This window comes from Streptomyces sp. NPDC050534 (assembly GCF_044457745.1).
Classification (GTDB): Bacteria; Actinomycetota; Actinomycetes; order Streptomycetales; family Streptomycetaceae; genus Streptomyces.
Genome location: NZ_JBITHF010000026.1, coordinates 41,792 through 57,912 on the forward strand (window position 1 = coordinate 41,792; position 16,121 = coordinate 57,912).

Consider the following 16,121-nt stretch of genomic DNA (forward strand, 5'->3'; position numbering starts at 1 on the left):
CATGACCGCCAACCAGTACCCGTTCTTCGAGAGCGGTCAGACCCTCACCGCCGCCGATCTGAACATGGTCCAGGGGTTCCTGCACGCCCGGGACTGTTTGGTCGGGCGGATGACCGGCTTCGGCGTGAACTGCGGCCTCGGCGGCACCGTTTCGGGCGCAACCCTGACGATCCAGCCAGGGCTGGCGGTGGACCAGACCGGCGAGCCGCTCGTGCTGCCCGCCGCACAGCAGATCACCCTCGCACCACCGGCATTGACACCTTCCTACGACTTCATCGAAACCGCCCCTGGCGGTTTCAGCATCGTGCTGGAGGCGGCGGACGTCCCGCAGCCCGCCCCGGACTGCGGCGAGGCCGACTGCGCCGGGCACGCCACCCTGCACACCGTCGGCGTCACGCTCCGAACCGTGGCGGGCCGCGTCACCGGTACCCGGATGGACTTCTCGAACGAGGATCTGCTGAAGGCCGAGCCGATCCGCCTCGCTTTGGACTCGACGCCGACCAATTCCTACACCGCGCTGCGGGACGCCGTCGCGAACCGGCTCACCAACGGCACCGAGCCCCTTGCCGACACCGCGCTGATCGCGAAGCTGAAGGCGACATCGATCGCCACCACCGACTCGCCCGGAATCAAGGGCTACAAGAGCGGCTGGCTGAACATGGTGCTGTTTGCAACCCTCGACCTCCTCCGGGTTCGGGCCCTGCTGCAGCTCGGTTGCGACCGGGAGACCACCCGCCCCGGTGTGGTGCTCGGCTGGGTGCAACAGGTGGACGGGGCCTGGGTGTTCGAATGCGGCTACCGGCACGTCTGGGAGCCGCCGCGGGGCCTGACCGAGGCGTTCTTCGGAGGGAGCTGCGTCAACCCGGTCGGTCGTTTCCAGGACGGGTTGGAGGCACTGCTCGCGGGCTACGCGCCACCCGATCCGGTGCCGAAGGGAAACCTCGACCCCCCGGTGTTCTGCCCGCAGGGCTCGATCCTTTTCAAGGGCAAGTGTGTCAGCGTCTACTACCCGCCCAAAGTCTTCCCCGGCAAGTGGGCCGAGAAGTGGAAGATCGACCCCCTCGGCCCGATCTGGTACCCGCCTCACGAGGAGAATTGGAAGGAACCCTGGAAGATCTACGAGACGGAAGGCTGGGACTTCTTCGAGGACGGGGTCATCGGCGCCACGGACTACCTGGGGCGCAAGGCCGACGCCGTGCAGGACGTGCTGAAGAAGTTCATCTCGGACAAGGGCGGTGTAGCGGACATCCAGGTGGTCGCCGTCGGCGCGGTAGAGAACTTGAAGGGCTACCTGCCATCGGGCGGCTTCAGCCCGTCGGACACGATCGTCCTCACCGCGAACGCCGCTGGGAACGTCATCGCCACCGGCCGCGTCCCCGCCGTGCGCAACACCCGCAACGTCGGTGCGGCGCTGCCCGCGGCGATGATCGCCGCCACCGACGCAAAGGCGGCCGCCACCGAACTGCGTGGCCTCACTCAGGCGGTGGAGACCCGTATCGATACCGCCGAGGCCGGATTCTCCGGCCTGATGCACGACTTCACCGCGCTGCGGGGCGAATTCCAGTCCTACAAGGGCGGCACCTTCGATACCAGCGGATACGGGGTCCGAATCGCCACGATGGAACGGCAGTTGACGAAGTTCGAGGAGGTCAATCGCCGAGTCTCCACGGTCGAGGGCAAGGTGGACGTCCTGGCGAAGCTGCCCACAGGCGGGGGCAAAGGGATCGAAAAGGATCTCGGCAAGGGCATCGCCGAGTTCGCGCGCACCACCGTGGCCGCGATGCGGTCGCTGCCGGAGGTGGAAAACCGCAACTTCCAGCGGTACACCGCGGCTGCCGACAGGGCCCGCGCCGACCTGGAGAGCGCGATCGCGGCAGACGACCCAGAACTCATCAGCGAGGCCACCCTCGCAGTGCTGGACACCGTCCGCACGATGGTCAAAGCCTCCGGCGCCGGCCCGGAACACGGTCGCACGCTCGACACGCAGCTGCGGAACCTGGGCGGGCTGATCACGTGACCGATGTCGCCGTGGACACGGTGCGCCTGCGCGGACCGCACGCGCGGCGGCTCGCCGCCGTGGCCGCACGCGCGTTGCCGACAGCGCTCGATCGCGCCCTGGCCGACGTCGACGACGTCCATGTGGACGAGGTCGTGGTCACGCTCGACCTCGATGTGACGGCCTATGACGATGAGACGCTCGCCGTCCTGTGGGCGGACGCCATCCGCACACAGGTCCTCGCCGCCCGGCCAGACCCCAAGCCGGACGCCGCCCCCAGAACGCCGATGCGCCATCCGACGGTCACTCGAGCGCTCGGGCCGATGGACGTGCTCGCCGGCATCCGCGCGTTGGGCGCAACGGGCCCGGGGCCGGGCACGATCCTTCCCCGCGCCGTGCTGATGCTCGCCGATCCGTTGACGGCGCGAGCCGTGGCCGACGTGGCCGGCCCCGACGAGTGGGCGTCTTTGCTGCGCATGCTCACCCGCACGCTGCGGCTTCCGGGGCCTGACCAAAATTCACCTGGCCAGGTCCCGGTAGCACCAGCGGACCCCGCTGAAGCCGTCCCCGCGCGCCTCCTTCCGGCGCCCGAGTCGACTGTGCCCGGCGCGCAAGAGCTGACAGCGGACGAAGCCGACGTCGCCACTGAGCAAGTGGAACTCCCATACCGGCCGGGCGCCGTGCTCGACGTCCTCGACGTGCTGGCACGGCTCGTGGACGAACACGCGACCACCGTCGAAGCCGCGGCCGTCACCCGAGTCGCCGGTCTGGTCCTGCTGTACCCGTGGCTGGCCGAGCACTGCCGCCGAGCCCAAGACCTGCACCCCGGCCTGGACGGCCTCGACGTCAGGGAGGCGGCCGTGGCAGCGATCATCGACTCCGATGATCCTGCCCTCGCGGACGACCCGCTCGTCGGGCTGCTGGCCGGACGAAGGTCGCCGAGGCCGGGCGGGATCCGCCTGCCGCTGCCTCGGAGGGAGGAGGTGGCCGAGTCCGCCGTCCAGCTGCTGATGTCGTTCGCCGCCCTGTTGCCCGGGTTCGGACGCTCCTCACCGGGCTTCGTCCGCGACTCCTGGATCGCCCGCTTCGGCGTCGTCGACGTGGACAGGGATCCGGCCCTGCTCATCGCGGCCGCCCATCCGCTTGATGTCGTCCTCGCGCGGCTCCCATACCCGGTCGGCCTGATCAAGCTGCCGTGGTCACCGCCCCTCGCTGTGCAGTTCCGGTCATGACTGCGGTCCCTGCACCCGTTTGCGAGCTGCATGCCGCGCTGGAGATGCTCGACGCCCTGATCCAGGTGCGGCTCGAAGAGCGCCGCGGCGGGCCGTGCGAGCGGCGGCTGAGCATCGACGACGACTCGGAGGGCCTGCCCGACGTCCGGCGCTTCGGCGGCACCGGCCCGCTCGCGGAAATCGTTGCTGCCACGGGTCTCTCAGCGGCCGAGGCCGTGATCCTCACGGCGGCAGTCGCGCCCTACGCGGACGAGCGGTTCGACGCGCTCTACAGCATGCTCACCGACCGCCCCGGCGTCGCCGCCCTGACCGGAGAGGTAGCCCGCACCCTCGTCGCGCGCTCCTTCCGGAGCAGGCTGGATGCCGCGGTTCTGCTGTCCTCGCGGGGGCGGTTGCTCACCCACGGCCTTCTGTCACTTGACCCGCCGGGCGACCTCTCGGGGGTGTTGAGGCCGGATCCGCAGCTGCTCGCCTGGGTTCTGGGCTTGCCGCCGCAGCCACACATCGCGACGTCCGATTTCCCGGCCCGGCCGTTGACCACCGTGCACACCCTCGACGACGTCGTCCTGCCCGCGACAGCCCGGGCCCGCATCGACGACCTGACTGCGCGGATCGCGCACCGCGACGTCATCGTGGAGGAGTGGGGATTCGGGGCGCACCACGACAACGCGGCCAGCCTGATCGCGCTCTTCCACGGCCCGCCCGGGACCGGAAAGACGATGACCGCGGCCGCGATCGCCACGTCGGTCGGTCTGCCCGCGTACCTGGTTGACCTGTCGGCGCTGGTCTCGAAGTACATCGGCGAGACCGAGAAAGCACTGGCCAAGGTCTTCGACCGTGCCACCCGCGAGCGATGCATTCTGGTCTTCGACGAGGCCGACGCGGTCTTCGGCGCCCGCACCGAGGTCGGCGACGCCCATGACCGGTATGCCAACCAGGAGGTGTCCTACCTCCTGTCGCGGATCGAGCAGCATGCGGGGATCGTCGTCCTGACGACCAATCTGGTCGCCAACATCGACTCCGCGTTCCAGCGCCGGATCCACGTCGTGGTGGAGTTCCCCGAACCGGGGCCCGGAGAGCGCGAACGGCTGTGGGCCATGGTCGCACCGGCGCGACTGCCCGTTGACGGCGGCGTCGACCTGGCCGAGTTGGCACACCGTTATCCGTTGACCGGGGCGCAAATCCGCGAGGCGACCGTGGACGCCGCCTACCTCGCCGCCGCCGACGGCCGGATCGTCACCGGCGAGCATCTGCTGACCGGGATCCGCCGCCAGTACGAGAAGTCGGGAAAGTCGGTGCCGGCGTGAGCCCGGTCGCCGGCCGGGCGAAGCCGGAGCAGACGACGGCGACGCCGACGCCACCGGCGGCCGCGGCCGCGGCCGCCCGCATTCTCCCCACGAAGGTGCCACGACCGGACGGCGAGGCGACCGTCGTGGGCCTCGGCCCGCTCGTCGCCGGCGGGCTGACGGCCGTGCAGGCCGAATGGGGCGTCACCGGCGGCACAGTGGTGCTCACCGGCGCGGCCCCGTTCGCAGATGTCAGGGGCAACGCCGGATTTCGCTCCGACGGTTCCCTCGATGGCATCGTCCGCATGCGTACCAGTGTGAGATTCCTGGGCCTCGACCTGGGCGAGGTGACGTGGACGGTCAACAACTGGAGTCCCGAGGTGCCGCTCGCCACCCCCGCGGTCACGCTGCGCGGCAGCACGCTCGCGGTGGACCTGCGGGCGCTGCCCAAGGGCGCGACGTGGACGGCTCAAGCCAGCATCGACGCGCCCCGCCAGGGGGATCAGGCCGTCGTCCTCCTGCCCGGCGACACGGTGGCCCCGGGTCTGCCGCTCAGCCCGCGCGTAGCCGAGATCTACCGCGGTCTCGGACTCGACGTCACGCAACTGCGAGTACACGCGGACACCCCGGTCGGCGGTGCTCCGGCCTTCGTCACCGACCAGGACCTCTTCTTCGCGCCAGGGATCTACGGCGTGGACAGCCCGGAGACCCTGAAAGTCCTGGACACCGCGGTCCGGGCCGCGCTGACCGGTGTGCTCGGCGCCGTCGGCGGCGAACCCGCGCCGGTTGTACCCCCGGCCCCGGTTGTACCCCCGTCGCCGCAGGGGGGCGAGGCACCCGCGGCAGAGACGTCCGACGTCCCGCCGACCGTGCCCGAGACCTCACCCGCGGCCGAGGTCGCGGACAGCGCCTCCGAGCGGACCGGCGAAGAGGTGCCGGCCCCGGCAGCGGCACAGGTCACCGAGGACGGTGCGGCCACGGGCGAACTAGGGACGGCGCCCAGCGAAAAGGCCGCCGCGACTCCACCGGCCCCGGCCGTCCAGCTAATCATGCCGGAGCCGCCCACCGGCCTGACGCCCACGGCCGCGGCCCGGGGCACAGCGGTGGCCGGCGCCGCGGGCACGGCGGCACGGGCCGCCCGCAACCTGCCCGACGCCAACGCCGACGTCGCCGGGTCCCGGGCGGCCGTGACCGAGCCGGTCGCCGAGACCGCCGCCCGCGCCCGCGAGGAACTGACCACGCAACTGGGCGAACGGCCCGCACCGAGCCCGGAGATCGTCGAACTCTGCGAACGCATCCGCACGGCGATCCGGGAGAACCGGCCCGAAGACGAGGACCGGCTCCTGGAGACCGACCCGACACAGGAGGCACAGAAGGCCGGCGCCACCATCACCGGTTCAGTCAAGGGCCAGGTCCAGCAGGTCGGCAGCAGCTACGACGCCATGGCCTCGCCGCCGCCCGGCTCCCCTGCCCTGACGCCCACGCCGATCCAGACCCCGTCCCCCGCCTCGCCCAGCATGGGCGTCAATGCCACCTCGGCGGCCCCCGACCCGATCCCGCCCGAGAACACCACGCTCCACGCCGACGTCGCCGCGACCGACCAGAAGATCGCCAACTCCGGTATCGACACCCGTGTGACGCGGGAGATCCCGGACGGACCGTTCGCCGCGGCCCGGGACGCCCGCGGCGGGCTTGGTGAGGTTGCACAGCGGACTCCGCAGCAGATCCAGGCCGAACAGCAGCAGGCCATCGACTCAGCCCAGGCCGACATGGCCCAGCTGCAGCAGCAGGCCGTCGCGGCCATGCACGGCGCCAGGTCCGGGACGGTCACGGCGGTCGGCGGCGGCCAGAGTGCAGCCGTCACCTCGGAAGAGCACACGCGGGAGTCGGTCTCACGTCACGCCCAGCAGATCTACGACGACGCCCAAAAGCAGGTCGACGGGCTGCTGCAACCGCTGAGCCGGACGGCGATCGCCCAGTGGGAGGCGGGTCTGACCCGGCTCTCGCAGGAGTTCCACGACTCGCTCGACCGGGTGAAGCGCTGGATCGACGAGCGACACTCCGGCGTCGGCGGCACCATCCTCGCGGTCGGTGACTACATCGGTGGTCTGCCGGACTGGGTCACGGACGAATACAACCGTGCCGAGCGGACCTTCGGGAACAGCGTCTGTGACCTGCTGACGGGCATCTCCACTGATGTCAATGGGGTCATCGCGGCAGCGCAGGCCGTCGTCCAGCACGCGCGCGCCGACATCGATGCCGCATTCCAGGCGATGGCGGCGGAATTCCCCGAGTGGGCCGCGCAGGAGCGAGCCCGCTTCGGCGGGATGCTGGACGGGCTCAGCCAGCAGGTCACCGCGGCGCAGACCGGATTCGTCCGCGACATCTCGCAGCGCGCCATCGTGGCCGTCAACCAGGTGCACGCCGAGGCCCAGGCGCTGCGCGAGGAGGCCGGCGGGCTGATCGGCCGCGTGGTCGCGGCCATCGAGGAGTTCGTCGACGACCCGGTCCGGGCCATCATCAACGGCCTGCTGCGGCTCGTCGGCATTCCGCCCGCCGCGTTCTGGGCCCTGATCGCCAAGATCGAACAGGTCATCTCCGACATCGCCGATGACCCCGAGAACTTCGTCAACAACCTCGTGGCCGGTGTGAAGCAGGGCTTCGAGCAGTTCTTCGACAACTTCGGCACGCACGTCCTGCACGGGTTCTGGGACTGGTTGTTCTCGGGCCTAAAAACGCCGATCCCGATGCCGCGCGACTTCTCGGCCAAGTCGCTGTTCAGCTTCGCCCTGCAGCTCATGGGGATCTCCTGGCCGCGGGTGCGGGAGATCCTCGTACGCCACATCGGGCCCACCGCGGTCAAGGTCATCGACGCGGCCTGGCAGCTCATCTCGGTGCTGATCGAGCGAGGGCCGGAGGGCCTGGTCGACCTCCTCAAGGAGCAGCTGACCCCAGAGAATCTCGTCAGCATGGTCCTCGACGCGGCGGTCCACTACCTGGTCGAGACCCTGATCCAGCAGGTGGTCGTCCGTGTCGTCGGACTGCTCAATCCGGTGGGGGCCATCGCCCAGGCGATCGACCTGATCTACCAGGTGTGCTCGTGGATCTTCCGCAACGCCGCCAGGATCTTCCGGTTCGTGGAGGCGGTCGTCAACGGAATGGCCGACGTCATCGCCGGCAACATCGCCGGCCTGGCCTCCGCAGTCGAGAAGTCCCTGGCCTCACTGATCCCACCCGTCATCGACTTCCTCGCCGGTTTGCTCCACCTCGGCGGGCTTCCCGGAGAGGTCGCCGACGTCATCACCCGCCTCCAGACGGTCGTGTACGCGGCCATGGATCACATCATCGGCTTCCTCGCCGAGCGAGCCATCGCCCTCCTCAAGCGGTTGGGTATCGGCGGCGACAAGGACGCCGAACACGGTACAGACGACGAACTCGGCACCACCGTGCGATTCACCGCCGCCCACGAGAGCCATCGGCTTTACGTGCACAGCGCGGACAACCGGGCCGAACTGATGGTCGCCTCGGCGCCGACGACCATCCCCGAACTGATCGAGGGCTGGAACAAGAAGCTGGCAGCCAGCGAACCCGCCGACGAGGAAAAGCGCAGGAAAGCTGCCGAGCTGATCAGCACACTCAGCGGTGCGGCGGCGACCGCCAATGCGGAGGCGTCAAAGCTGGTGGCACAGTTCGACAACGCGGCACGTGACCCCAAGGACACCGTGGAGCCTCCCGACGACAGCGCTCTGGAGGCCAGTGAGCATTCCCTCGCCAGCACCCTCGACGAGCTCTTCACGATCTTCGGCGAGGACAGTCGCGCGGACAACCTGGCGGCCGTCCGGGTGGGTCTGCCGTCTCAGGGGCTGGCCCACACCGAGACGGTGCTGAACAGCTGGAAGCGGAATCGCATCGACCCGCCAGAGGCAAAGCCGCTCGAGGGATCGCGGGCCAAGGTCTGGGACGCCGCGTCGTTCCAGCCCGACAGCCTAGTGCCCTCGGAGGTCCTGAGCTCGGGCGCGAACCACGTCAAGCTGCTCGGATACTTCGAAATGGGGGTTGCCCGCAAGGGTGCGGACACAGCGGAGTTCCGCGCCTTCGCCCTGATCAACAAGTCGGGCGGTCACGACGTCCGTGCGCAGTTCTTCCGGTCCCTCGGTTCGCGTGTGGCAGCCAAGCTGCGCGGCGACGGCGCCGCGCGGCTCTCCGGCAGCGGGGACAGTGACCTGCTGACCAAGGTGCGGGACATCGGCTACAAGTCGTCAGACTTCAATTACGGCACCTTCTCTCCGTGGCCCGACGGCCCGGTCTCGATTCTGCTGCACAACGTGGTCGTCCCGAAGGGCCCGATGGTGGCGCTCAGCGCGCTCGTCCGCGGTGACACCGTCGGGGGCGTCAACTGCGAGGAATTCCTCGCCGAGGTACGGCGCGACCCGAAGGGACGGAGCTTTCTGGCCGGGGAGATCCGCGACATCCAGACCGGCCAACACGAGTGGCTGCCGGTGTCGATCGCCGACGAAGTCCTGCAGCATGCGTTCGAGACCGGACGGGAGGATCTCCGCAAGGGCCTCGGCTGGATCTCGCTGCTGCAAACCCTGCGCAGCCCTACCAATGGGGTGCTGTGGAAGATCGTGCGCGACCCGGTCGTCCTACCCGGCGAGAAGCCGCAGGAGGGTCAGGTCATCGAGGCTCGCGGGCACGTGGCGGTGCTCTCCCGGGACCGGTACACCCTCGTCCAGGACGGCCTCACAGTGGGCACGGGCCAGTTCCACGACCAGCTTCGTGCGTTCTTCCGGCAGAACAGGTCGATGGATCCGGCGGCATGGGTGGACGCCCTGCTGGCCTACCTCCCGTCGATCATGTGGACGGGTTCGAACATTCCCATCCCCATCGAACTGCGGAACCAGCCCATCGGGGCTTTCTATGCCATGCAGTCGGGACTGTACGCCCCCGGCATGACCGTGGCACAGGTGCAGGCCGAGGTGCAGGAGCGCTTCGAAAGGCAGATCGTGGCAGCATTCCGGGCGGCGAAAGCAGGGATTCGATGAACGACTCACCAGGACCAGGCCTGGCGTGGCTGGCGGCGCGGACCGGCAGGGATCCTCGCGAGCTGACAGCCTCGCCTACGGCGGCGCTCACTGCACTGGCACAAGCCGTGCGCGAGGCGGCCGACTTGGTCGCCCAGACGGTGTCCGACAGCCCGGAGGTACGAGAGCAGGCCCAGGGCGAAGCCGCCGAGCTCCGCCGGCAGTTCGCCGCGGCGCCTGGCCCCGCCGATACCTTCCTGGCCCAGGTCGCCGCAAGCCTTCGCACTACGGCCGATAGACTCCGCCGCGAGTGACGGCCCGGATCGATAACGGCGGGACCGTCCTGGCAGCCGGCCGTCCGACGGGTCCCGACCCATCGGCGCTGCACGGCACACCTCGCCAGCCACCTTTCCCTCGTTGCTGCGGCGCAGGACGGCGATAGGTATCGGTCATTCAGGCAGGAAACGCGTTGGGTGTTGGGGACCGAGTGCTTCGTGCGCCGTAGATCATAAGGCGCTGGACACGTTCTGGGCGACTTCACCGAGGCAGACCTGCGCGATGCCGACCTCGCCGGCATGGACCTCACCGGGGTGGCGTGGTGCCGGCCCGGATCCGGGCTGCGGTGAGCGGGAAGCGGAGGGCCACAATCGGGTGATAGACGCTTCCGGGCTCTGTGCATGGAGCGCCGCCCGGGAAACCCTGGGGTATGGGCGATACGACAAGGCTCGGACCCGGTACCCAGGAGCTGCGGATCGCCACGGCGATGACCGGTGGCGTGAGCCTGGCGATCTGGATGGGCGGCGTGGCCCGCGAGTTGAACCTGCTCCAGCAGGCGGCCTGGTGGCGTAACACCCTCCAGGAGGAGGATCCCCTGCCCGAGCCGAACGTCACCGCCGGCGGTGACGAGCGGGCCAAGGTCCTGTACCTGCGTCTGCTGGAACTCCTGGACACCACCGTCTCCATCGACGTGCTGTCCGGCACCAGCGCGGGCGGCATCAACGCCGCGCTGCTGGGCCTGGCCCGGGCGAGGTCGTGGGACCTCGGGCCACTGCGCGACTTCTGGCTGAAGTCCGGTGCCTTCGAGACGCTCCTGCGCGACCCCGCGCAAAAACAACCGCCCTCGCTCCTCCAGGGCGACGGCGTCCTGTTCCGCGAACTGCTCAACGGAATCCAGGAGTTGGGCCTGGCTTCACAGCCCGGGAAGCCATCGTCCGGCACCGTCGCCAACGACGTCACCAACAGTACGCAGGTCTTCATCACCACCACGCTGCTCACCGGAGAGACGGGACGGTTCACCGACTCCTACGGCACCCAGGTCCAAGACGAGGACCACCGGGGCCTGTTCGTCTTCGACGAGCACGTCCTGGGCGACGAGTCCGGCGAGCAAGCCGTGGCACTGGCGGCCCGCAGCAGCGCCTCCTACCCGGCCGCGTTCGAGCCATCGTTCCTGCCCTACGACACCCGGGTCGAGGGGACCCGCGACGTTCTCGAGCGCCCCGTGATGAGGAAGTACGCCAACATCACCCGCTCGCACTGGACCGCCGACGGCGGTCTGCTAGCGAACCGACCGATCAGACCGCTGCTGCGGGCCATCTTCGACCGGCCGGCCGAACGTCAGGTGCGGCGCGTCCTGCTGTACGTCGTCCCTTCGGCCGGCGCCGCGCCCGATGCCCGTGCGACGCCGCCGCGGGAATCCTTCGAGGAACCGTGGACTCTGGGCGAGGCCTTGATGAAGGACCTCGGTGCCGCGCTCAGCCAGTCCATCAGCGCCGAGCTGACCGAACTGCGCGACCACAACGACCGCATGGATGCGCTCCGCGACACCCGCCGCCGTATGGCTGAGCTGGGCGCCCGGGGGCGTACGGCGGCCCGGAAGCTGGCCGAGTGCCAAAGTCAGCTCGGCGAGGACGAGGGGGCGGATGCCGCCGTGGGTCGGCTCCTGACCCCACAGATGTGCGAGGACTTCCGAATCCGGGAGGGCACCTGGCTGGCCCGGCCAGTGATCACCGCCCTGATGCGCGCCCTGACCACCCGGCCCACCAAAGCGCTAGCCAAGACGTGGCTGACCGCGATGGCTCCGGGCGGCGGCGCGGAGGAGATCTGCCGGGACGCCGCGGTGAAAGCGGTCACCGGGCAGTGGAGCTTTCCAGGGCCGGACAACCCGAGTGAGGCGCTGTACGGGCGGCTGGCCGGGTTCGGGGTGGCTCCGTTCGATGGTGCCAAGGCGACCGTGCTGGCGATGCTCAGGGAGGCGTTCGTGTGCTGCCCCGAGCAACATACGGAGCTGGCGAAGGTCGTGCGCCGGGTGCACCGGGCGTTCGTACCGGACGAGCGGCCGGACGTCGAGGAGCTCGTCGAGCGTGCGACGAACGAGGGACAGGCGCGCGGCTGGGCACTGGAGGACGTGGCGGGCGACGCCATGCGGGCGTACTGGGACCAGCGCGGTCGACCGGCTCCTCCACCGCAGCACGGCGACGGGGAGGACCTCTCCCTCAAGGGCGCGTGGTCCCGGCTCGCGACCGCCGTGATCAGGCTGCGCGAGCTGGTCCCGCGGCAGGTCCTCGAGCAGGCGGCGGTTGCCGCGCCGCCGGTGGCCACCACAGCTCAGGGAAGACGTCAGCGGGCGGCCGCGGAACTGGGTACCTACCTCGGCTTCCTTCCTCGCGAGCGTGACGGCGTCGCGCTCGCGCTGTTCGACCTGCACGTGGCCACTCGTTCCGTGCTGCCCGTGGGTACAGAGGTCGAACAGCCGGTCGAACTGGTGCAGGTCAGCGCAGACACACGGTGCGCGCTCGCACCCCGCCGGCCGACCGCTGCGAAGAAACTGACCGGGCTGCAGCTGCACCATTTCGGGGCGTTCTACAAGTCGTCATGGCGGGCGAACGACTGGACCTGGGGCCGGCTGGACGGCGCCGGCTGGCTGGTTCACCTGCTGCTGGACCCGCGGCGTATCCTGACCGTCGTACCGGACGCTGAAGAAGGAAAAAGCCGGGCCGAGGCGTTCTACAAGCAGCTGTGCGACCTGTTCGCCGACGGCAAGGACCCGGACCAACCCGTCGACGAAGCCCCGGACGGAACCGTCACCCGGCTCACCAAGAAGGCGATCTGCGGCGAGCTGCACTTCCTCGACCACCCGGACGAGAGTGTGCCGACCAGTCTGCCCATAACGTCGCTGTGGATCGCGCAGAGCTGGCAGCGGTGCGTCGCCGAGGTCGAACTGCCGGTCATCGCACGGGAGATGCTCAGCACACCGACCACCCGGACACACCCATGGGCCACGAAGGTACTCGACGTCGCAGGCAGCCCCGAGCGAGCCCGGGCAGCGGCCCAGACTGCGGTCTCCGCGGTCATGAGCGGCGACTGGACCGCGCAACAGCGAAAGCTGATCGAGAGGGAACAGCGAGCCGCCGAGCAGCAGAAACCGGGCGCGCCGGAGCGTCAGACCGGCGTCCCGGTCCCGCGGGCGGACCTGGCTGCCCTCGCCGCCCTGTTGGCGTCCTGCCCGGTGCCCGACGAGACCTTCGGCGGCGAGCTGGGGCAGCCGCTGCTGACCCGCACCGTCAGCAAGGCCGTCGCCGTGGCCACCGCCGGGGTCTCGGGCGTGCCCCGGATTCCGGCGCCGCTGAAACCGTTTCTCGCCTCGGCCCGCACCATCACGCTGGCCGGCTACCGCGCCTCCGCCCTCACCCGCGGCCGGTCCCGCACTCTGATCCTCACCGGCGCCGTCGCCCTGGCCGTCGGTGTCCTGTTGATGATCCAACGCATCACCTGGCTCGGTCTGACGGGCACGGTGCTCGCGCTCCTCGGCTCCTATCTACTCGTCCTTGGCACCTGGGCACACTGGCGAAAGGCGCTGGTCGCCGCGGGAGCACTCACCGTCGTGGTAGCAGTCTTCTTCACCGGCTGCCCGGTCGGTCGCCGCGCGCTGTTCGGCACCGGCGGCCACGACTCCGGCGTGGTCGGCCGGGACGTCGTGCCTTGGCTGCGCACACCGTGGTGGCACCCGATCGTCGCGCTGGGCGGATTCGTGCTCCTGGCACTGCTGCTCAGCGGGGTATTCACGGCGGCGGGGCGGGGCATCCGGCGCCTCATCAGCCGGCCGGCGAACGTGCCCACGCCCCCGGGCCGGGATCACAGTCCGGCTCCGGTGTAGCTGCTGGCCGAGCTGTACCGCTGCATTAGGACGGATCTCGCCCGGGCCGACGCCGCCTGAGTACCTTGCCAGCCTCGACGCCATTGACTGCCCAGGATGCACGGGCACTCCTCACGCAACATCCGCAAGCACACCTGGAACGCGTCGAGCCAGCCTGGCACTGATGGGCCTATGAACCGAGAGGCTGACGCATATCGAGGTAGCAACGCAGACGCACGCCGGGCTGGCCAGGATTACGAGTCACGCGGTCTGCCGTCGCCCACTGCGCAGCAAGAGCATCCTGGAAGGCAAGCGCCGTTGCAGCATCAGCGGCCGCGAGGACGACGACGACCAACCCGGGCTCCTGCACGTGCACTTCATTGATCGGGTTCATGTACCGCACTACGCCATGGCAGGGGGCGGGGTTCCGCTCATCCGGCAGCATCACTCGATCGAGCAATGGATACCGTGTGCCATGCCCTCGGAGGCGTGCCGCAGTTCACACGCAGGCGTCATCAACAGGGGAACAGGCAGCGGCAGTTCCCTGTTCTCCTATGCGTGGCTGCGGAGGGGCAGTGTCCCCGGGCCTCACCTTCCGCCCACGGGGACGACCGTCCGGCTAGGGCCCCATGGAGCCTTCCGCCGGGAGGCAACCGCTGCCACCACCTACGGCCCCGGCTGGCCTCCCCCGTCCAGCCGGGGCCTTCGCCTGTGCGCTGCCCGCGCCGCGGGTGTTACCGGGCGCGTGTGACCGTGATCGGCTCATTTGGGCATCGGCTCAGCGCTTCGGTGAGCACGGCGGACTCGGCGGGGTCGGCTGCCAGCTGATAGCGGGTCTTGTCGGCCACCCAATTGGTGGCGTACTGGCAGGCGTAGCCAGCCGAAGGCGGCATCCAGGTGCTCGGGTCCTGATCTGCCTTGGAACGGTTGGAAGTAGCGGACACCGCGATCAGGGCACGCGGGTCGTCGAGGTCGTTGGCGTACGCCTCGCGATCCTTCGCCGTCCACGCCGACGCGCCGCTGTCCCACGCCTCGGCGAGCGGGACCAGGTGGTCGATGTCCAGGCCCTGGGGCCGTCGAGGTACCGGTCGTCGTAGGGCGAGTACCACTGACCTCCGCTCAGCGTGCAGTTCGGCCCCTGCCTCGGGGCGATAACCGCTTCGGCCTTCAACACCTCGGCACGGGTGTTGCAGCCGTCCTTGTCCGCGTCAATCCAGTGTTTGAATTTGGTGCGCTCGTAGCCGGTGCGGTCCCCGGTGCGCACCGGGAGCTGCGCGAGGAGGTCGCGTACGGGGGCCGTGACGGACTCACCCGGTGCGGTGGCAGCGGGGGCGGCGTGTGCAGCGGTCGTCGGGATGAGGAAGGCGGCGCATACAGCTGAGGTCGCTCAGGGCCTGGTAGGCGGTGATGGACTTGCCGCATCCGCTGTCCCCGTTGAGGACGACGGAGTGAGTGCGGCGGAGTGCATCGACGAGAAGGCCGACTTCCATCAGGCGGGGGCAGGCATCGACGTCGGCCGGTCCCAGACGCTGCCCGGCCAGTGCGGCGCCGATGTCACGTGTGCCGGTGAACGCAACCGGGTGCCAGGCCGAGGCGGCTTCCTGCTGGCGGACCTCGCCGGCCAGGGCGGGCAGGGCGATGTCGTCTGCGCCGGATACCTCAGGCCCGATGCGGCACACCCGCCACCCCTGATCGAGCGGCGCGATGAGCTGGTCGACCACCACGCGGTCGCGTTCCGAGTAGCCGACGATGAGCAGGGTGCGCGGGTGGTCGGCGACGAGGCGCTGGATGCGGTCCTCGAGGCCGGGGGTGAGGGTGCCGGGCAGGTGGGGAAGCATCCACGGCTGCTCAGGACGGGCGGCATCGCCATGGGGTTTGAACAGGATTCCGGGAGGGATGTCGGTCCCGTACTGGCGCCGGTAGGCGCTTTCCAGGGCGGTGTCCCAGTTGAGGGACACGACGCATTCGACGACACCGGCATGGATCAGTGCGGCGAGGGCCTCGTGAGCAGCGGACGGCTGTGCGCTGCGGGCACGGTCCAGGTTGGCCATGTCCTGCTGGAACCGCCACCGGGCCGGTGCGGAGCTCTCCACGGCCCGCCAGGCTGCGTCCCAGCGAGCGAAGTCGTCTGCCATGAGCTGTTTCGCCGGCGCGTCGGACGTGCCGAGTTCGGCTGCGAGCGCCTGCCGGGCCGCAGGGTCGGCGTCGAGGGCGTCCCACAGCAGCGCGGTGAGTCCCGCGCTGGTCGGGTAGCGCACGGAGAGGGACAGACCGGCCCCGACAACGGCGACCACGCCAAGCCCGAGGCGGCCGCGCAGCACGGCAATGCGGTTGGCGATGTCAGCGTTCATCGGCTGTGCACCGGTGCTGACACATAGCGGGCGGCCCCGCCCTGAAGGAGACGTGCACACATGCCCTCATTGTCGGCCATGACACTGACAAGGCTGTCCC

At 69.8% G+C, this 16,121-nt stretch carries 8 protein-coding genes and 1 pseudogene; 6 read left to right on the forward strand and 3 right to left on the reverse strand.

Translation table 11 applies throughout. The annotated features are described in order from the left end of the window. Position 1: 1 nt before the first annotated feature. From ACIBN2_RS45520 to ACIBN2_RS45545, 6 genes are all read left to right on the forward strand, one after another. Complete coding sequence (locus ACIBN2_RS45520) at positions 2-2,017, forward strand: hypothetical protein (protein ID WP_399143681.1); 2,016 nt, start codon at positions 2-4, stop codon at positions 2,015-2,017. Beyond that, positions 2,014-3,228, forward strand: a complete 1,215-nt coding sequence (locus ACIBN2_RS45525) for a contractile injection system tape measure protein (protein WP_399143682.1) — start codon at positions 2,014-2,016, stop codon at positions 3,226-3,228. Before ACIBN2_RS45520 ends, ACIBN2_RS45525 begins: the two co-directional genes overlap by 4 nt. Then, the gene (locus tag ACIBN2_RS45530; protein ID WP_399143683.1) at positions 3,225-4,535 is read left to right on the forward strand and encodes an ATP-binding protein; all 1,311 of its coding nucleotides are present in this window, start codon (positions 3,225-3,227) and stop codon (positions 4,533-4,535) included. Before ACIBN2_RS45525 ends, ACIBN2_RS45530 begins: the two co-directional genes overlap by 4 nt. After that, positions 4,532-9,559, forward strand: coding sequence for a hypothetical protein (locus ACIBN2_RS45535; RefSeq protein WP_399143684.1), 5,028 nt, complete (start codon positions 4,532-4,534; stop codon positions 9,557-9,559). Before ACIBN2_RS45530 ends, ACIBN2_RS45535 begins: the two co-directional genes overlap by 4 nt. Positions 9,560-10,065: 506 nt before the next feature. Continuing rightward, positions 10,066-10,164, forward strand: coding sequence for a pentapeptide repeat-containing protein (locus ACIBN2_RS45540; RefSeq protein ID WP_399143698.1), 99 nt, complete (start codon positions 10,066-10,068; stop codon positions 10,162-10,164). Positions 10,165-10,244: 80 nt separating this feature from the next. Then, positions 10,245-13,691: a patatin-like protein gene (locus ACIBN2_RS45545; RefSeq protein ID WP_399143685.1), complete on the forward strand. Its 3,447-nt coding sequence runs from the start codon at positions 10,245-10,247 to the stop codon at positions 13,689-13,691. A 169-nt stretch (positions 13,692-13,860) separates the two neighbouring features. On the opposite strand, the gene ACIBN2_RS45550 is transcribed toward ACIBN2_RS45545, so the two are convergent. The 3 genes and pseudogenes from ACIBN2_RS45550 to ACIBN2_RS45560 form a co-directional block, all read right to left on the reverse strand. Continuing rightward, the gene (locus ACIBN2_RS45550; protein ID WP_399143686.1) at positions 13,861-14,064 is read right to left on the reverse strand and encodes a DUF6207 family protein; all 204 of its coding nucleotides are present in this window, start codon (positions 14,062-14,064) and stop codon (positions 13,861-13,863) included. Between the two features lie 340 nt (positions 14,065-14,404). Then, positions 14,405-15,027, reverse strand: a pseudogene (locus ACIBN2_RS45555) (HNH endonuclease family protein). Then, complete coding sequence (locus tag ACIBN2_RS45560; RefSeq protein ID WP_399143687.1) at positions 14,978-16,021, reverse strand: hypothetical protein; 1,044 nt, start codon at positions 16,019-16,021, stop codon at positions 14,978-14,980. The pseudogene ACIBN2_RS45555 and the gene ACIBN2_RS45560 overlap by 50 nt, the downstream one beginning before the upstream one ends. Positions 16,022-16,121: the final 100 nt, after the last annotated feature.